Here is an 18,401-nt window from a genome sequence, read left to right on the forward strand (position 1 = left end):
CCCTGTCACAAGCTTGCGACAAATCCCTGTGCGGAATCCAGGTGTCCGGACAGCGCCGGAGAGCGGTGCGGGGCGTCCGAAATCCGGACGCCCCGCGAGAACTGACGATACGTCAGTGGAAGGTGTGCTCCGCCGCCGGGAACTCCCCGCCGATGACGTCGGCCGCGTACGCCCGGGCCGCGTCGCCGAGGGCGGCCCGCAGGTCCGCGTACTGCTTCACGAACTTCGGCACCCGCCCGGCGGTCATGCCCGCCATGTCCGTCCACACCAGGACCTGCGCGTCGCAGTCCGCGCCCGCGCCGATGCCGACGGTCGGGATCTGCAGCGAGGCCGTCACCTGCGCCGCCAGCTCGGCCGGCACCGCCTCCAGCACCACCGCGAACGCACCCGCCGCCGCGACCGTCTTGGCGTCCCGCAGCAGCTGGTGCGCCGCCTCGTCGCCGCGGCCCTGCACCGGGTAGCCGCCCAGGGCGTGCACCGACTGCGGGGTCAGCCCCAGGTGCGCCATCACCGGCACCCCGGCCTGCACCAGCAGCTCGATGGCGGGCGCCGAGCGCTCGCCGCCCTCCAGCTTGACCGCGCCGACACCCGCCTCCTTCATCAGCCGGGCGGCGTTGTGCAGCGCCTGACCCGGGGACTCCTGGTACGAGCCGAACGGCAGGTCGGCGACGATCAGCGCGCGCTTGGTGCCCCGGACGACGGCTGCGGAGAGCATCACCATCTGGTCCATGGTCACCGGGACGGTGGTCTCGTAGCCGAGGTGACAGTTGCCCGCCGAGTCCCCGACCAGCAGCACCGGGATCCCGGCCTCGTCGAAGACCGATGCGGTCAGCGCGTCGTAGGCGGTGAGCATCGGCCAGCGCTCGCCGCGCTGCTTGGCCGAGGCGAGATCCCGCACGGTCACCCGGCGGGAGGTGACGCCGCCGTACAGGCTCGCCGGGGGCTTCTCGGCGACGGCGGGCGTCTGGGCTGCTGCGGACGGAGCGGAAGGTGCGACGGCAGGCGAAAGCGAACCGTTCTGCATGACAGGTCTCCTGTAAGGGGTCGTCTCGTGGCGCCGCAAGGGCGTCCCCGGATTCCCCTCCATGCTGACACGCCGCCCGCCGTGCGCAAAGGGTCGCGCACGATGATCCGCGGCAGAAGGGGGTACGAGACGGGACGTATGCGCAACGTTGGACGTCCAGACGGCCCCCATTCCACCGGCGGCCACCGTGGACACCCTTCCGCAGGGCATCGCACCGGTAACATCCGGAACCTGATCACCCTGCCTGGCGTCCTTCTCCTCATACGCTGACAACAGGGACGAGCACGGCATATGGGGTTCACGATGGCAGACGTAGACACGAGGCCGGCGCCCGGAAGCCGCAGCCGCTGGGCGCGGCTGCCGGGCACCGCGCGCTGGGGGCGCGACGCCAAGGGCCGCAGCACCTGGCGGCGCGGCTGGATCATCGCCGTGCTGGCCCTGCTCGACGCCTGCCTGCTGGCCTTCCACACCGAGGTGCCGAACAGCTTCGGCAACTTCGGCAGCCTGCTGGAGACCTTCCTGCCGTGGGTGGGGCTGGCCGTCCCGGTGCTGCTGGTGCCCGCGCTGCTGCGCCGCTCGGCGACGGCCCTGGTGGCGCTGCTGGTGCCGACGCTGCTGTGGGTGAACCTGTTCGGAGCACTGCTCACCGACAAGAGCGGTGGTGCGTGGGACTTCACCGTGGTCCAGCACAACGTCTGGGCCTACAACAAGAACATCCCGCAGACCGTGTCGGTGCTGGAGGCCTCCAACGCCGACGTCATCTCGCTGGTCGAGGTCAGCGGCAGCCAGCTGCCGGTGTTCGAGAAGGACCTGGCGGCCAAGTACCCCTACCGCGCCGTCGAGGGCACCGTCGGGCTGTGGTCCAAGGACCCGCTGACCGACACCGAGCCGGTGGACATCAAGATCGGCTGGGTCCGGGCGCTGCGCACCACCGTGGAGACCCCGCAGGGGCACGTCGCGGTGTACGTCGCGCACCTGCCCTCGGTGCGGGTGCACTTCGACGGCGGATTCACCGCCAACCAGCGGGACGCCAGCGCCGAGGCGCTGGGGCAGGCGCTGGCGTCCGAGCCGCTGTCCCGGGTGATCCTGCTGGGCGACCTCAACGGCACCATGAACGACGGCAGCCTGGCCCCGGTCACCTCGCAGATGCGGTCGGCCCAGGGCTCGGCCGGGTCCGGCTTCGGATTCAGCTATCCGGCCGAGTTCCCGATGACCAGGATCGACCAGATCCTCACCCGCGGGGTCACCCCGACGGACGCCTGGACGCTGCCGCGGACCGGCAGCGACCACCTGCCGATCGGCGCCCACATCGAGCTGTGAGCAGCGGCCGCGGACGAGAGCGGTGCTCTCGCCGCAGCCCGCAGGCCACAACCGAGAGCACCGCTCACAATCAGGAGCGCTGCTCACGAGAGCACCGCTCACCGGCGAGAACTCAGCTCTCGCGCCACCGGTTGGTGATCGGCTGCCGCCGGTCCCGCCCGAAGTTCTTCGACGAGATCTTGGTGCCCGGCGGGTACTGCCGCCGCTTGTACTCGGCCGTGTCCACCAGCCGGACCACCCGGTCCACCACCGCCGGGTCGTACCCCAGCGCCAGGATCTCCGCCCGCCCCTTGTCCTGCTCGATGTAGGCGGTCAGCACCGCGTCCAGCAGGTCGTAGTCCGGCAGCGAGTCGGTGTCCACCTGCCCCGGGCGCAGCTCCGCGCTCGGCGGCTTGCTGATGGTGTTCTCCGGGATCGGCGGTGTCTCGCCACGCTCGGCCGCCGCCCGGTTGCGCCAGGCCGCCAGCCGGAAGATCAGCGACTTGTAGACGTCCTTGATCGGCCCGTACGCCCCGACCGAGTCGCCGTAGAGCGTGGAGTAGCCCACCGCCAGCTCGCTCTTGTTGCCGGGGGCGAGCACCAGGTGGTTCTCCTGGTTGGAGATGGCCATCAGCAGCGTGCCGCGCAGCCGCGACTGGAGGTTCTCCTCGGCCAGCCCGGTCAGCTTCAGCGCGCCCATGTAGGCGTCGAACATGGGCTCGATCGACACGGTCCGGAAGTGCAGCCCGGTGCGCCGGGCCAGCTCGGCCGCGTCGTCCCGGGAGTGCTGCGAGGAGTACGCGCTGGGCATGGAGACGCAGTGCACGTTCTCCGCGCCGATCGCGTCCACCGCCAGCGCCGCCACCAGCGCCGAGTCGATGCCGCCGGACAGGCCGATCAGCACCGAGCGGAAGCCGTTCTTGCGGACGTACGCGCGCAGGCCGGTCACCAGCGCCCCGTAGACCTCCTCCTCCTCGCCCAGCCGCGGAGCCCGGTCGGCCGTCACCGGTTCGGCCGGTTCGGCCGCGGGCTCCTCGGACAGGACGGTGCGCAGGATCTCCAGCCCGTCGGCGACGAAGCGGCTGCTGCCCTCGGCGGCCTCGGCCGGCTCGGCGGCGGCCTGCGGCAGCTCCAGGTCCAGCAGCAGGCAGCCCTCCTCGAACTGCGGCGCCCGGGCCAGCACCTCTCCGCCGGCCGCCACCACCAGCGAGTCCCCGTCGAAGACCAGCTCGTCCTGGCCGCCGACCATGTTCACGTAGGCCAGCGTGCAGTCCGCCTCGGCGGCGCGCCGCCGCACCAGCTCCAGCCGGGCGTCGTCCTTCTCAGCCTCGTACGGCGAGGCGTTCAGCACCAGCAGCAGCCCGGCCCCGGCCTGCCGGGCAGCCTGCACCCGGCCGCCGTCCTGCCAGATGTCCTCGCAGACCGCCAGCGCCACGTCCACACCGTGCAGCCGCACCACCGGCAGCGTGTCGCCGGGCACGAAGTAGCGGAACTCGTCGAACACCCCGTAGTTGGGCAGGTGGTGCTTGGCCAGCCGGGTCACCACCCGGCCGCCGTACAGCACCGCCGCGCAGTTCTGCGGCGAGCCCACCGGCAGCCCCAGCCGGGGCGAGGAGGTGGTCGACCTGCCGAGGTAGCCCACGGCCACGGCCACCGAGCCGAGGCCCTCGGCGTCCAGCCGTTCGGCCAGCGCCACCAGCGCGGCACGCGAGGCGTCCACGAAGGACGGCCGCAGGGCGAGGTCCTCGACCGGGTAGCCGGTGAGCGCCATCTCCGGGAAGGCGACCAGGTGGGCGCCCTGCTCGGCGGCGTGGCGGGTCCACCGCAGCACGAGGTCGCCGTTGCCGGCGATGTCCCCGACGGTGGAGTCGATCTGGTTCAGTGCAAGGCGTAGGGAAGGCACACGCCCACCCTAATCGTCGGAGCGACGCTATGGGTAGCGGGGCCGCCCGCTCCGGCCTGCCGCATCCCGGGCCGGATCTGCGATGATGCGACCAGCGGACAAGTTCGGCGCGGGCGCGCCGACACCGGAGGCCGCGCCCCGTTAACGCGGACGAAAAGAGCAGAGGTGAGACTGTCGCCATGGGCAAGCAGCAGGAGTTTGTTCTCCGCACACTCGAAGAGCGCGACATCCGGTTCGTCCGACTGTGGTTCACGGACGTCCTCGGCTTTCTGAAGTCCGTAGCGGTCGCACCGGCAGAGCTGGACCAGGCATTCGAGGAGGGCATCGGCTTCGACGGCTCCGCCATCGAGGGGTTCGCCCGGGTGTACGAGTCGGACATGCTGGCGCAGCCCGACCCGTCCACCTTCCAGATACTGCCCTGGCGCTCCGAGTCCCCCGGCACCGCCCGGATGTTCTGCGACATCCTCATGCCGGACGGCTCGCCCTCCTACGCCGACCCGCGCTACGTCCTCAAGCGCACCCTGGAGAAGTGCTCCAACCTCGGGTTCACCTTCTACACCCACCCCGAGATCGAGTTCTTCCTCCTCAACGACCTGCCCACGGACGGCACCGTCCCGACCCCGGCCGACCACTCCGGCTACTTCGACCACACCCCGCGCGGCGTCGGCCACGACTTCCGCCGCCAGGCCATCACCATGCTGGAGTCGATGGGCATCTCGGTGGAGTTCAGCCACCACGAGGGCGCCCCCGGCCAGCAGGAGATCGACCTGCGCTACGCCGACGCGCTCTCCACCGCCGACAACATCATGACCTTCCGCACGGTCATGAAGGAGGTCGCGCTGGAGCAGGGCGTGCACGCCAGCTTCATGCCCAAGCCCTTCTCGCAGTACCCCGGCTCGGGCATGCACACCCACCTGTCGCTGTTCGAGGGCGACCGCAACGCCTTCCACGAGGCCGGCGCCGAGTACCAGCTGTCCAAGGTCGGCCGCTCCTTCATCGCCGGACTGCTGCGCCACGCCGCCGAGACGGCCGCCATCACCAACCAGTGGGTCAACTCCTACAAGCGCATCTGGGGCGGCTCGCAGCGCTCCGCCGGCGCCGGCGGCGAGGCCCCCTCGTACATCTGCTGGGGCCACAACAACCGCTCCGCGCTGGTCCGGGTGCCCATGTACAAGCCCAGCAAGCAGGGCTCGACCCGGGTCGAGATCCGCTCCCTGGACACCGGCTGCAACCCGTACCTGGCGTACTCGGTGATCCTCGCCGCCGGCCTCAAGGGCATCGCCGAGGGCTACGAGCTGCCCCCCGGCGCCGACGACGACGTCTGGGCGCTCAGCAGCATGGAGCGCCGCGCCATGGGCATCCAGCCCCTGCCGCAGAACCTCGGCGAGGCCATCGACCTCATGCAGCACAGCGAACTCGTCCAGGAGACCCTCGGCGAGCACGTCTTCGACTTCTTCCTGCGCAACAAGCGCCAGGAGTGGGAGGAGTACCGCTCCGAGGTCACCGCCTTCGAGCTCCGCAAGAACCTCCCGGTGCTGTAGCCGGTCCGGCGCCGAACGCCCCGGCCCGGGCGGACGTCAGCGTCCGCGCGGGCCGGGGCGTTCGCCGACGGCAGGGGCCGGTGCCCTATTCGGCGTACACCGCGGCCTTGTAGCCGAGGATCTTCCTGATCTCCTCGGCCTTCGCCGGGCCCTCGAAACGGCTGAGGTGGGCCGCCATGGCGGCCGGGTCCTGGACGCTGAGCAGGAACTCGGCCATCTCCTCCTTCGCGGCCGCTTCGCGCAACTCCGGCTCGGTCAGCCGGACCATCCCCGGCTGCGTCGAGTCGCTGCGCTCGATGGCGACGATCTCGTAGGGCGCGCCCTGCTTGGCGATCCAGCCCTGCTCGGAGCCGGTGGCGCCCTTCGCCAGGTACTTCCGCTTGATCCGGATGGTGAGCACGTACCCGAACCGGGCCTCCGAGGCGAACTTGGCGGCGATCTGGGCGTCCGCGGAGAACTCGATCAGCTTGGCGGTCTCGTCGTTGCGGTGCTGGCTCAGATATCCGTGGACGTGATCGGCCTCGGGCTTGGTGGCGTTCTCGTCGGGCGCCTGGAGGATCTTCGGGAGGCTGACGAAGGAACCGCGGATGACCTCCTTCTGGAGGTACTTCTTCTGCGTGGGCGTCACCCCGCGCTTCAGGATGACCTCCTGTTCGCTGTCCTCGGGCAGGGACGCGATGTGGGCCTCGGCGCTGAGCTCGGAGTGGTCCTGCAGCGCGAACCGCCCCCCGCCCTGGTCGCCCTGCGGCATCCGCTGCACCGGTGCCGCGTCGGCGTGGCCGTGGCCGTGGGCCTGGGCGCCCACCGGCCCGGACAGCGCCTCGGCCGCGCGCCCGGGCGCCGGCGCCGCCATGACCTTGGCCGCGTTGGCCTCCGCTGCCCGCTCGAACCGGTCCGAGGGGTCCGACACGCGCAGGCCGTTGCCGTTGTCGGTGCCCGCCACCGGGCCCTGGCGCTGCTGGATGACGTGGGTGAGTTCGTGGGCGAGGGTGTGCTTGTCGGCTCCGCCGTCGCCGATGACGACGTGGTTGCCGGAGGTGTACGCGCGGGCGCCGACCTCGGCGGCGGAGCGCTGCGCGGTGGTGCCGGTGTGCAGCCGGACGTCGGAGAAGTCCGCGCCGAGCCGGGCCTCCATGTCGGTGCGGGTGGCCGGGTCGAGCGGCTGCCCGCCGCCGCGCAGGACGTCGTGGGCCGTGGCGCGCTGCACCGGGGCGGAGTCCTGCGGGTGGCCGCAGCCCGCGCCGTGCTGGTGGCGGGACTGCTCGATCAGGCGGGAGGCGGCGGCGTTGCCGATGCTGCGCTGGAGGGCGAGCACCGCCTGGGGCGACAGGCCGCCTGCGGCAGGCGCGGCGGCGGTGTCGGGGCGGGTGGGGGATAAGCGCTGTGCTGGTAGGGCGGTGGACTTCTCGGAGTCTTGCGCGCGCACGAGGTCCCTTTCTGGGGGGCGGCGGACTGAGAGGCGCCGGTGCGGCAGTGACACGGTGCGTCAACGCATTCCCGGCACCTTCCTTGCGCGTCAGCATAGACGCAGCCGCCCGGGGACGGGTGTGCCGGAGTCAGCGACCGGCGGCGGGGCCGTAGACGGCGAAGGAGCCGACCTCGAAGGTGATCGGGGTGCCGTCGGCGGGCACCGCGTGGTTGCTGCCGTCGTCCACCGAGAGGCTGACCACCGGGTAGGCGGAGAAGCCCGTGCCCACGCCCCGGTGGTCGGACCAGGCCGTCCGCAGCTCCGCCAGGCTCGTCCCGACGTACCAGGTGGTGTCGGTCGCGCCGAGCTGGACTGCCACGTACAGCCAGGCGCCGGCGGCGACCTGCGGGGAGTCCCAGTAGGTGTAGGCCGTGCGCACGTGGTTGACCAGCTCCAGGGTGTGCGGACGGTCGGCGTGCCACTCGAAGAGGTCCACCTCGCGCCCGCCCGAGCGCCAGGACCAGATGGCCGGCCACGCGCCCGGCGTCGGCAGCGACGGCAGCCGGACGTGGGCCAGCACCACGTCCCCGGTGCGCTCCCGGACGCCGTCGCCGCCGGAGGAGCAGGTGTCGCCGGTGGAGAGCAGCCCGGTCGTCCACTGCCCGCGCGGCCCGGGCCGGGCGGTGATGGTCAGCACGCCCTGGGCGACGCTGAGGGCCGAACGGGTCAGCAGGTCCAGCTTGTGCTGGCCCGGGTTGCTGGTGCAGCGCGCGTAGGCGGCGGTCTGCCAGCCCCAGACCGGGCCCAGCCGCAGCGTGTCGAACTCCTCGCGGAAGACCACCGGACGCCCGGCCAGCACGGCGGGCAGCGGTTGCGCGGTCGTGGGCGCCGCGGCGGCCGGTGACCGGCCCCGGTGGTGGACGGCCGGGTCGGCGCCCGTGCCCCAGACCAGGGCGGTCACCGCCAGGGCCAGGGACAGCAGCGCGGGACGCATGCAGCCCACGGTGGCACACGCCCCGGCGCCGCGCACTCCGGGCCGGGCGGGCTGCCGGGCGATCCCCTTGCCCGGCGGGTCCGGTGCAACGGTTCGGCCTGCGGAGGGGTCAGCACAGCCCACGAGGGAAGAACGGTCCTGGGCACGTAGTCTCGGATCTTGTTCGACAGTCGAACCCGCATCGGAGGGGTATGGCCTTGGACGCAGCAGGGAGTGACCGAGTGACAGCTGCACCGGATCCGGCCGCGCCGACGGCCGCCGCCACCAGCCCCGCCGCAGCCCGCGCCGCGGCCTCCGGCCCGGCTCCCGGCCCGGCTCCCGGCCCGGTCTCCGCGCCCGGCAGCGGCGCCCGGCGGATCAACCCCGCCACCCGGCTGGCCCGGCGCGGCTTCACCGACCCCGAGGCCGCCGTCCGGCGCCTGGCCGAGCCCGCCCTGGCCACGCACGCCGCCGACACCGTGCTGATCGACGCCCTCGGCGCCACCGCCGACCCCGACCTGGCCCTGCTCGGCCTCGCCCGGCTGGCCGAGGCCTGCGCCCCCGCCGACCGGCACACCCTGCTGGACACGCTCACCACCAGCAAGCCGCTGCGCGACCGGCTGCTCAGCGTCCTCGGCGCCAGCGCCGCCCTCGGCGACCACCTCGCCCGGCACCCGCACGACTGGCACGCCCTGGTCACCTTCGAGGTCCGCGACATCCACCCCGGCCCGGACGAGTTCCTGCGCACCCTGCGCGCCCACATCTGGGACGACCCGTCCTCGGGAGAGCGCGCCGACGCCCTGCGCACCGGCTACCGCCGCTGCCTGCTGGGCATCGCCGCCCGCGACCTCTCCGGCACCACCCGGCTCGGCCAGACCGCCGCCGAGCTGGCCGACCTCGCCGGAGCCACCCTGCAGGCGGCCCTCGCCATCGCCTGCGAGGAGGACCCGGCCGCCGCCTCGGCCTGCCGGCTGGCCGTCATCGCCATGGGCAAGTGCGGCGGCCGGGAGCTCAACTACGTCTCCGACGTGGACGTCGTCTTCGTCGCCGAGCCGCGCCACGGCGACGAGACCCCCGAGCACGCCGCCGACGACGCCACCGCCGTCCAGGCCGCCACCCGGCTCGCCGCCCGACTGATGCGGCTGTGCTCCGACAGCACCCGCGAGGGCACCATCTGGCCGGTCGACGCCAACCTGCGCCCCGAGGGCAAGAACGGCCCGCTGGTGCGCACCCTCGCCAGCCACCTCGCCTACTACCAGCGCTGGGCCAAGACCTGGGAGTTCCAGGCCCTGCTCAAGGCCCGCCCGGTGGCCGGCGACGCCGACCTCGGCCAGGCGTACCTGGACGCGGTCACCCCGCTGGTGTGGAGCGCCGCCGACCGCGACAACTTCGTCCAGGACGTCCAGCAGATGCGCCGCCGGGTGGTGGACGCCATCCCCGCCGCCGAGGTCGACCGGGAGCTGAAGCTCGGCCCGGGCGGGCTGCGCGACGTCGAGTTCTCGGTGCAGCTGCTGCAGCTCGTCCACGGCCGCGCCGACCAGGGCCTGCGCAGCTCCACCACGCTGACCGCCCTGGCCGACCTCTCCGCCGGGGGCTACGTCGGCCGCGCCGACGCCGCCTCCCTGGACGAGGCGTACCGGTTCCTGCGCTCCATGGAGCACCGCATCCAGCTGTTCCAGCTGCGCCGCACCCACCTCGTCCCCACCGCGCAGGAGGACCTGCGCCGCCTCGGCCGCTCGCTGGGCATGCGCGCCGATCCGGTGAACGAGCTGGTCAAGGAGTGGCGGCGGCACGCCCGCGAGGTGCGCCGACTGCACGAGAAGCTGTTCTACCGCCCGCTGCTGGAGGCCGTCGCCCGACTCGGCGGCGAGGAGGCTGCGCTCACCGGCGGCCTGACCACGGGCGGCGAGGACGGCGACCGGCGCAGCGGCCTCAGCGCCGAGGCCGCCCGCACCCGGCTGGCCGCCCTCGGCTACCGCGACCCCGCCGACGCCCTGCGCCACCTGGCCGCCCTCGCCTCCGGCGTCAGCCGTCGCGCCGCCCTGCAGCGCACCCTGCTGCCGGTGATGCTCGGCTGGTTCGCCGACTCCGCCGACCCCGACGCCGGGCTGCTGAACTTCCGCAAGGTCTCCGACAGCCTCGGCTCCACCCCCTGGTACCTGCGGCTGCTCCGGGACGAGGGCGCCACCGCCGAGAACCTCGCCCGGATCCTCTCCTCCGGCCGGCTCGCCCCCGACCTGCTGCTGCGCGCCCCCGAGGCGGTGGCCCTGCTCGGCGACAGCGACGGCCTCCAGCCGCGCACCCACGCCGCCCTCGACCGGGAGATACAGTCCGCCGTGGGCCGCGCGGCCGGGGCCCCGTCGGCGGTGGCCGTGGCCCGCTCGGTCCGCCGCCGGGAGCTGTTCCGCACCGCCGCCGCCGACGTCCTCGGACGCCTCCAGGACGGCCCCGAGGCCGCCGCCGACGCCCTCACCGGCCTCAACACCGCCACTCTCGCCGGGGCGCTGAGCGCCTGCACCGCCGCCACCGAGCGGGCCGCGGGCGAGCCCCTGCCGACCCGCCTGGCCGTCATCGGCATGGGCCGTTTCGGCGGCGGCGAACTGGGCTACGGCAGCGACGCCGACGTCATGTTCGTCCACGACCCGCTGCCCGGCGCCGACGAGACCAAGGCCGGCAACGCCGCCCGGCACGTCTTCGAGGAGGTCCGCAGGCTGCTCCAGCTGCCCTCCACCGAGCCCCCGCTGCTGATCGACGCCGACCTGCGCCCGGAGGGGCGGCAGGGCCCGCTGGTGCGCAGCCTGGCGTCCTACGCCGCGTACTACCGGCGCTGGTCCAAGCCCTGGGAGAGCCAGGCGCTGCTGCGCGCCCGGCCGGTCGCCGGGGACGCCGCGCTCGGGCAGGCGTTCGTGGACCTGATCGACCCGCTGCGCTACCCCGCCGACGGCCTGGACGAGGCCGAGCTGCGCGAGATACGGCGGCTCAAGGCCAGGGTCGAGACCGAGCGGATGCCGCGCGGCGCCGACCCCACCACCCACACCAAGCTCGGCCCGGGCGGCCTCGCCGACGTGGAGTGGACCGTCCAGCTGCTCCAGCTCCGGCACGGCCACCGGATCGAGGGGCTGCGCACCACCCGGACCAGGGCGGCGCTGGCGGCAGCCGTCGCCCACGGGCTGATCGACCCGGACGCCGCCGCCGACCTGGACGCCTCCTGGCTCCAGGCCGGGCGGGTGCGCAACGCGGTGATGCTGGTCCGGGGACGCGCGGGCGACAGCTTCCCCGGCGACTCCCGGGAGCTGGCGGGCGTGGCCCGCTACCTCGGCTACGGCACCGGCCACGCGGGGCAGATGGTCGACGACTACCGCCGCTGCGCGCGCCGCGCCCGGGTGGTGGTGGAAGAGGTGTTCTACGGGTGAACCGACACCTTGGGGCGGTCGTCGGTCGCGGTACCGGCTGACGGCGGCGCCCCGGCGGCCTTCGGCTGCGCCCCGGCGTCCCCGACCGGCTCCCCGGTCGGGGCGTCCGGGGCCTGCGAGGCCCCCGCGGTCTGCGGAGCCTCGGCCGGGTTCGGGCCGTCGGCCGGGCCTGCGGCGGCTGCCTCCGCGGCCTCGGCGGTCTCGCGGCGCTGCGGGAAGGCGTACGCCCAGCGGCCGTACGCCAGCCGGGAGACGGCCAGGCCGACGAGGGTGCACATGGCCCCGGCGAGCGCGTCCATGAAGAAGTGGTTGGCGCTGGCGATGATCACCATCAGCGTGCTGAGCGGGTACAGCAGGCCGAGCAGCTTCACCCAGCGCCTGCGGGCCAGGAAGGCGATGGTCAGCCCGCACCACAGCGACCAGCCGATGTGCATCGACGGCATCGCCGCGAACTGGTTGGACACCTGCGACATGTCGCCGGAGGCCATGGACCCCCAGGTGTGGTGCAGCTCGACGGTGTCGATGAAGTTCCCGCCGGTCATCAGCCGGGGCGGCGCCAGCGGGTAGAAGTAGTAGCCGAACAGTGCGATCGCCGTGGTCACGAACAGCGCCAGCCGGGCGGCGGCGTAGCGGCCGGGATGGCTGCGGAACAGCCACACCAGCACGCCGATGGTCATGATGAAGTGCAGCGTCGCGTAGTCGTAGTTGATGCCGGTGATCAGCCAGGTCACCGAGTTGAAGGCGTGGTTGATCCGGTCCTCGTAGGCGATGCCCAGGTGCTGTTCCAGGCTCCAGACGGAGTGCGCGTTGCGCTGGGCGCGGGCCTCCATCTCCGGGACGGCGTTGCGGACCAGCGAGTAGATCCAGTAGCTGATGCCGATCAGCAGCAGCTCGAACCAGACCCGGGGCCGCCCGGGATCGCGGAAGTGCCCGATCAGCGGGCGCAGGCAACCGCGCAGGACGCGGACCCGGAGCGGACGGCTGACAGCGGCACGTGTGGCTCCGTCGGGGGCGACGGAACCAGGGCGCACCGCCGCGACAGCCGTACTGCCGCTGTGGTCCCGCTCAGGTTCCCCCATGGGGCAGTAGTCTGCCATGCAGCCTCCCGCGACCTGATCACCCTCTGGTTGGGGATTCGCCGCCTGATATCCCTCTGAAGTCCTACGGGCGTATGTCGCCGCAGGGCCGAACCCGTGGAGCCACTGTCCGGACGGACAGCTTTTCCTAACGTTCTGTCGATCCTACTGCCAGGTGTCTGCGGGTACGCCGGTACCGCTGGGGCTCCCGGGACGGCCCCGGAGCGGCCCCGGGCAGCCCCCGGACGGCCCGGCGCCGGGCGCTCCGGGGGAGGCGCCCTGTGCTCCGTTCGGGTGACCTTCGCGGCCCGGTGCAGCACGGCGGCCCTCCGGCCCGTCAGTACGGATGACAGGGGCGCTGCGGGGGCAGGGAAAAGGCCCCGAAGCGGGGCTTCGGGGCCTTGCGCGGCTTTCGCGGCGTCTGTCGGCTACTCGGCGGGCCAGGTGGGCAGGATGGGCCTGCCGAAGGTGGACGCCGTCACACCGGCGAAGGAGGTGTACCAGGCGATCAGACCGGTCAGCAGGCCGAGCCAGCCGCCGGCCTTGGTGATGTTCTCGTTGGCCGCGAACGACCCGATGGCCAGCACCACGAAGGTGATGGTCAGGGTGACGAAGACGCCGAGCACCGCCAGGCTCACCCGCAGCGCCGCGACCGTCATGTACAGCGTGAAGACGGCCCAGACGAGCAGGAACAGGCCGACCGCATTGCCGGTGTTGGCCGCGCTGGAGGCGGCCATGCTCGGCAGGGCGTCCTTGACCAGTGCGTAGTAGGCCAGCCAGAACGCCCCGAAGGAGGCGAAAGCGGTGGCCCCGAAGGTGTTGCCCCTGCGGAACTCCCACATCCCGGCGAGGAGCTGCACCAGGCCGCCGTAGAACAAGGCGAGCGGCAGCACCACGGCGCTGGCGGACTTGTCGAGGAAGCCCGCGTTGAAGGTGCTGAGGACCAGGGTGGTCATGGCGAAACCGGCCAGCCCGAGCGGGGCGGGGTCGGCGATCGTCGAGGCGGCCGGAGCCGGTGCGGGAGTGCGTGGCGACTGCTGCTGAACGGTGGACATCGAACGTGCCCCTTCCGATGAGTGCGCGCCGACAGGCAGCGCTCGCCGAGGGGCGTGGTGCGCTCCGCCGGACGAGCAGACCCGAAGGCAGGCACAAGAAGCTGACACGACAAGTATGTGTCCGTTCCACGGATCGGGCACCGTTCGGATGAGGGCAATCGGGTGAAACTGCGGGAACTGAGCCCCCGCCTCCCGGGGTTGTCCTGGAGGAGGTACACATGGATGCATTAGCAATTATCGAACACATGAACACTCCGGCGGGCCGGGCGGACCCGTACCCGCTCTACGCCCGCGCGCACGGCCTCGGCGCGGCCACCCCGGTGACCGACTCGATGGTCCTGGTCACCGGCCACAGCGCGGTCAACCGGGTGCTCCGCAGCCCCGACTTCGGGTCCTCGGCAACGAGATCCGGGCCTCGGTCTTGGGCGAGCAGCCCGAAGCCGACTCGCTGACCCTGCTGGGGCGGTCGATACTCCAGGTCAACCCGCCCCGGCACGCCGTGATGCGGGCGCCGATCGCGGCGGTGTTCACCCCGCGCCGGGTCGCCGCGCTCCGCCCCGCCGTGGAACGCAGCGTGCACCGGCTCCTGGACGCCCTGGAGCACGCGGGGGAGTCCGGCCGTCCGGTGGACTTCATGGAGCAGTTCGCCTACGGGCTGCCGGTCGGGGTGATCAGCGAGCTCCTCGGGGTGCCGGAGGGCGACCGCCACCGCTTCCGCAGCCTGTCCCACGACCTGACCATCGCCTTCGAGTTCGCCTCCACTATCAGCGACCTCAGTCCGGCCGACCGCGCCGCCCGCGAGCTGGAGGCGTACTTCCGCGCACTGGCCGCCGAGCGCCGCGCCCGCCCGCGCGACGACCTGGTCAGCGCCCTGGTCCAGCTGGTCGACGCCCAGGCGGGGGAGGCGGGGGAGGCCGCCGCCCGGATGGACGACGCCGAGCTGATCAGCAACCTGGTGCTGCTGCTGGTCGCCGGCTTCGAGACCACCACCAACCTGCTGGGCAACGGCCTGGCACTGCTCTTCCAGCACCCCGGCGTACGCCGGGCCCTGGCCTCCGGCGGGCTGGAGGCGTCCGCCTTCGTGGACGAGGTGCTGCGCTACGACTCCCCGGTGCAGCTGACCTCGCGGATGGCGCTGCGCGAGGGGGCGAGCGTGGAGGGCATAGCGGTGCCGCTGTACGGGGAGGTCCTGCTGCTGCTCGGCGCGGCCAACCGCGATCCGGCGCGCTTCCACCAACCGGAGCGGTTCGACCCCTGGCGCGCCGACAACGCCCCGCTGAGCTTCGGCGCCGGCATCCACTACTGCCTGGGCGCCATGCTGGCCCGGCTGGAGGCGGCCGTCGCCTTCCCGGCCCTGCTCGCCCGCTTCCCGGCGCTGGCACCGGCGGCGGAGCTGTCGCCACGCCGGCACGACCGGCTGCTGCTGCGCGGCTACGCCGAGCTGCCCGTCCGCACCTGCTGACCGGCGGGTGCCGGGCCGCCGGGCGTCACCCCGGGAGGGAACAAATGCCGCAGCACCCGGCTTGCTCCTGGCATGAAGGCAATTGTGTACACGCAGAGCGGCGGGTCCGACGTCCTGGAGCTCCGGGAGCGCCCCGTACCCGAGCCCGGCCCCGGCGAGGTGCGGGTCGCGGTCCGCCTGTCCGGCGTCAACCCGACCGACTGGAAGAGCCGCAGCGCCGGCCGGGCCGAGCCGGAGCAGGTCCCCAACCAGGACGGCTCCGGCGTGGTCGACGCCGTCGGCGCGGGCGTGGACCCGGCCCGCGTCGGCCAGCGGGTGTGGCTGTGGGAGGCCGCCTACCAGCGCGCGGACGGCACCGCGCAGGAGTACCTGACCCTGCCGGAGCAGCAGGCCGTGCCGCTGCCCGAGCACGCCTCCTTCGAGCTGGGCGCCGGCCTCGGCATCCCCGCCATGACCGCCCACCGGGCGCTGACCCTGGGCGCCGACGGCCCGCAGCGGCTGGCCCCCGGCGCCCTGGCCGGGCGGACGGTCCTGGTCGCGGGCGGCGCCGGCGCGGTCGGCAACGCCGCCATCCAGCTGGCCCGCTGGGCCGGGGCCACCGTGCTCACCACGGTCAGCAGCCCGGAGAAGGCCGAGCTGGCCGAGGCGGCCGGGGCGCACCACGTCATCGACTACCGCGCCCAGGACGCCGTCGCCGCCGTCCGCGCCGCCGCCCCCGCCGGGGTGGACCTGGTGGTGGAGGTCGCCACGGCCGGCAACGCCGCCCTCGATGTGGCGGTGCTCGCCGACGGCGGCACGGTCGCCTTCTACGCGGACACCAACGGCTCGGAGGTGACCCTTCCGGTCCGCGAGCTGATGACGCGCAACCTGCGCTGGCAGGGCGTGCTGATCTACACCGTCCCGGTCGAGGCCAAGCTGCACGCCGTCGCCGCGATCCAGGACGCCGTCGCCCAGGGCGCGCTGCGCGGGGGAGCGGAGGCCGGGCTGCCCTGGCACCACTACCCGTTGGCGCGCACCGCCGAGGCCCACGACGCCGTGCAGGGCTCCGTAGTCGGCAAGGTGCTCATCGACGTCGGCTGACTCCGCTGCGGAGCCGGGTCGCTGACGCTGCGTCAGTCGATCGCGCCGTCGAGCTGGGCGTAGGCCCGCTCGACGGCGTTGTCCAGCTGGTCCGGCTGGTACGCCCAGTCGCCGCCGGCCGCCCGCGCCTCGCCGACCGGCACCCCGGCCGCGTGCAGCACGGCGCACCGCTCCGCCACCGAGCGGATCGCGTCCCGCTGCGCCCGGACGAAGGCGCGCCCCACCGCCTCGCCGTGGCCGGGGACGACGACCGTGTCCGGCCCGACGGCGGTGGCGATCAGCGCGTCCAGGGTCGGCGCCCAGTCCAGCGGGTAGGAGTCCGGTCCGAACGCGGGCGGGCCGGACTGCTCCACCAGATCCCCGGCGAGCAGCGCGTCCGCGTCCGGGATGTGCAGCACCAGATCGCCGTCGGTGTGCCCGCGCCCCAGGTGCAGCAGGTGCACGGCGCGGTCGCCCAGCTCCAGCGTGTGCCGGTCCGCCCGGCCGCCGCCGCCCACGGCGTGGTCGGGCACGACCTCCTCCAGCTCGGCCATGTTCGCCGCCCACCGCGGGCTCTTGGCCGCCAGCCGCACCTTGAACGCGGACGCCTCCGGGTCGCGGCCCTGTACCGCCCTGGTCATCGCCGCCACCGCGGCCGCGTGCGCCCAGAACTGCGCGGGCGGCTCCTGCCGGGGCGCGGCGAACTCCGCGTTGCCCCAGACGTGGTCGAAGTGGACGTGCGTGTTCACCACCCAGCGCACCGGCGCGGGCGACAGCCGCCGCAGGTCCTCGCGCAGCTCACGGGCTTCGGCCAGGCTGCTCCTGGTGTCCACCACGGCGAGCCCGTCCGCGCCCGCCACCACGCTCACCGTGACGTCGAAGGGCTGGTAGCGCCGCTGGAACACCCGGTCGGCGACCTCGCGCCAGCCGCCCACCGCAGGATCGTTCATGCGGCCACTGTGCCACAGCGGTCCGCGCCCGACGGGCGCGGCGCAGGTCGGCGGCGCCGGAGCGGCGGACAGTCCCCATACTTGGGGGGACACCACCGTGGAAGGGACACACCATGCTCGACCAGGTTCTCGTGCAGCGCGCGGACCAAGAGGCTGCCCGGGGCAACCACGCCGCCGCCCTCGAGTTGTACGCGCGAGCGTGGGACAGCAGGCACGACGAGGTGGCGGACAAGCTCCTCGACCTGGTCGAGGACTGGGAGGACGTCGACACGGCGCTGGAGATCCTGCAGAAGACCGCCGACGGCGGTGTCGCCGCCGCCTACGAGGCGCTGGCCGTGCTGCTGCTGGAGCTCGACGAGCCCGAGGAGGCCCTGGAGGCCCTGGACGCCGCCGGGCGCGGCGGGCGCGACGTCACGCTGTGGACGGCGGCGGTGCTCGCCGACGAGATGGGCGACCGCGAGCGCGGCGAGGAGTGGTACCGCCGCGCCATCGCCACCGGCGACACCGAGGCCCTCAACGACTTCGGCGTCTTCCTCAGCGAGGACCCGGACCGCCTGGCCGAGGCCGAGGAGGTGCTGCTGCTGGCCGTCGAGCGCGGCGACCTGATGGCGCTGGGCAACCTGGGCCGGATGCACCTGGAGTCCGACGAGCCCGAGCGCGCCCTGCCGTGGCTGGTGCGCGGCCTGGACGCGGGCGTGCGCTCGGTGCTGGTGCCCATGGCCGAGGCCGAGCAGATGCTCGGCCGGCTGGAGGACGCCCGCAGCCACCTCGGCGACGCGCTCGCCCACGGGGTCGAGGGCGCCCGCCTGGCCTGGGCCAACTTCTGCGCCGAGCACGGCACTCCGCAGGAGCAGGCCACCGCCGAGTCCGAGTTCCGCCGGGCGCTGGCGGACGGCGAGCCGGGCGCGCACTTCGACTTCGCGCTGTACCTGGCCGACCACGACCGCTTCGACGAGGCCGTCGCCGAGTACCAGGCCGCCGCCGCCGACGGCGAGACCAACGCCTGGCTCAACCTGGCGTTGATCCACGAGGACCGCAAGGACCGCCGTACCGCCGAGGAGTGCTACCGCAACGGCGTCGAGGCGGGTGACCTGCAGGCGCTGCTGGCCTATGCGGAGTTCCTGCGGCAGTGGGGGCGCCCCCGCGACATCGTCGAACTGCTGGAGCAGGCACCCGAGTTGGGCGCGGACGAGGACGAGGTGGCCGAGCTGCGCCGACTCGCCGGGCTGGACTGACGT

The 18,401-nt window shown here is 73.5% G+C and carries 14 protein-coding genes; 7 read left to right on the forward strand and 7 right to left on the reverse strand.

Features of this window, described 5'->3' with window-relative positions:
- Window positions 1–112: 112 nt before the first annotated feature.
- On the reverse strand, window positions 113–1,024 hold the full coding sequence (gene panB, locus GXW83_RS08715) for a 3-methyl-2-oxobutanoate hydroxymethyltransferase (protein ID WP_182442506.1): 912 nt from the start codon (window positions 1,022–1,024) through the stop codon (window positions 113–115).
- 303 nt (window positions 1,025–1,327) lie between these two features.
- Here panB and GXW83_RS08720 point away from each other — a divergent pair, with 303 nt between their 5' ends.
- The gene (locus GXW83_RS08720; protein WP_182442507.1) at window positions 1,328–2,344 is read left to right on the forward strand and encodes an endonuclease/exonuclease/phosphatase family protein; all 1,017 of its coding nucleotides are present in this window, start codon (window positions 1,328–1,330) and stop codon (window positions 2,342–2,344) included.
- Window positions 2,345–2,456: 112 nt separating this feature from the next.
- Here the strand turns inward: GXW83_RS08720 and GXW83_RS08725 are convergent, their stop codons facing one another.
- Window positions 2,457–4,226: an NAD+ synthase gene (locus tag GXW83_RS08725; protein WP_182442508.1), complete on the reverse strand. Its 1,770-nt coding sequence runs from the start codon at window positions 4,224–4,226 to the stop codon at window positions 2,457–2,459.
- 179 nt (window positions 4,227–4,405) lie between these two features.
- Here GXW83_RS08725 and GXW83_RS08730 point away from each other — a divergent pair, with 179 nt between their 5' ends.
- Window positions 4,406–5,767 carry a glutamine synthetase family protein gene (locus tag GXW83_RS08730; protein ID WP_182442509.1) on the forward strand — a complete coding sequence of 454 codons (1,362 nt, stop codon included), beginning with the start codon at window positions 4,406–4,408 and terminating at the stop codon, window positions 5,765–5,767.
- Window positions 5,768–5,852: 85 nt separating this feature from the next.
- On the opposite strand, the gene GXW83_RS33900 is transcribed toward GXW83_RS08730, so the two are convergent.
- Both GXW83_RS33900 and GXW83_RS08740 read right to left on the reverse strand, forming a co-directional pair.
- The gene (locus GXW83_RS33900) at window positions 5,853–7,193 is read right to left on the reverse strand and encodes a DUF4157 domain-containing protein (protein WP_225446851.1); all 1,341 of its coding nucleotides are present in this window, start codon (window positions 7,191–7,193) and stop codon (window positions 5,853–5,855) included.
- A 130-nt stretch (window positions 7,194–7,323) separates the two neighbouring features.
- Window positions 7,324–8,169, reverse strand: a complete 846-nt coding sequence (locus GXW83_RS08740) for a hypothetical protein (RefSeq protein ID WP_182442510.1) — start codon at window positions 8,167–8,169, stop codon at window positions 7,324–7,326.
- 356 nt (window positions 8,170–8,525) lie between these two features.
- Between GXW83_RS08740 and GXW83_RS08745 the strand changes: the two genes are divergently transcribed.
- Window positions 8,526–11,561, forward strand: a complete 3,036-nt coding sequence (locus GXW83_RS08745) for a bifunctional [glutamine synthetase] adenylyltransferase/[glutamine synthetase]-adenylyl-L-tyrosine phosphorylase (protein WP_225447454.1) — start codon at window positions 8,526–8,528, stop codon at window positions 11,559–11,561.
- On the opposite strand, the gene GXW83_RS08750 is transcribed toward GXW83_RS08745, so the two are convergent.
- Together GXW83_RS08750 and GXW83_RS08755 are read right to left on the reverse strand one after the other, a co-directional pair.
- Window positions 11,552–12,640, reverse strand: a complete 1,089-nt coding sequence (locus tag GXW83_RS08750; protein WP_370466605.1) for a phosphatase PAP2 family protein — start codon at window positions 12,638–12,640, stop codon at window positions 11,552–11,554. The genes GXW83_RS08745 and GXW83_RS08750 overlap by 10 nt on opposite strands.
- 425 nt (window positions 12,641–13,065) lie before the next feature.
- A complete protein-coding gene (locus tag GXW83_RS08755; RefSeq protein WP_182442513.1) occupies window positions 13,066–13,692 on the reverse strand; it encodes an acetate uptake transporter in 627 nt (208 codons plus the stop codon).
- Between the two features lie 245 nt (window positions 13,693–13,937).
- On the opposite strand from GXW83_RS08755, the gene GXW83_RS08760 reads away from it, so the two are divergent.
- The 3 genes from GXW83_RS08760 to GXW83_RS08770 all read left to right on the forward strand — a co-directional run bounded on the left by GXW83_RS08760 (window position 13,938) and on the right by GXW83_RS08770 (window position 16,234).
- Window positions 13,938–14,144, forward strand: coding sequence for a hypothetical protein (locus GXW83_RS08760; protein WP_182442514.1), 207 nt, complete (start codon window positions 13,938–13,940; stop codon window positions 14,142–14,144).
- Window positions 14,114–15,154 carry a cytochrome P450 gene (locus GXW83_RS08765; RefSeq protein ID WP_182442515.1) on the forward strand — a complete coding sequence of 347 codons (1,041 nt, stop codon included), beginning with the start codon at window positions 14,114–14,116 and terminating at the stop codon, window positions 15,152–15,154. The genes GXW83_RS08760 and GXW83_RS08765 overlap by 31 nt, the downstream gene beginning before the upstream one ends.
- Window positions 15,155–15,226: 72 nt before the next feature.
- Complete coding sequence (locus GXW83_RS08770; RefSeq protein WP_182442516.1) at window positions 15,227–16,234, forward strand: NADPH:quinone reductase; 1,008 nt, start codon at window positions 15,227–15,229, stop codon at window positions 16,232–16,234.
- A gap of 32 nt (window positions 16,235–16,266) precedes the next feature.
- On the opposite strand, the gene GXW83_RS08775 is transcribed toward GXW83_RS08770, so the two are convergent.
- Entirely contained in the window at window positions 16,267–17,163 is an 897-nt protein-coding gene (locus tag GXW83_RS08775; protein ID WP_182442517.1) for an MBL fold metallo-hydrolase, read from the reverse strand.
- Between the two features lie 113 nt (window positions 17,164–17,276).
- Between GXW83_RS08775 and GXW83_RS08780 the strand changes: the two genes are divergently transcribed.
- A complete protein-coding gene (locus tag GXW83_RS08780; protein ID WP_182442518.1) occupies window positions 17,277–18,398 on the forward strand; it encodes a lipopolysaccharide assembly protein LapB in 1,122 nt (373 codons plus the stop codon).
- Window positions 18,399–18,401 lie beyond the last annotated feature (3 nt).

The sequence above is a fragment of the Streptacidiphilus sp. PB12-B1b genome (assembly GCF_014084125.1).
Taxonomy (GTDB): Bacteria; Actinomycetota; Actinomycetes; order Streptomycetales; family Streptomycetaceae; genus Streptacidiphilus.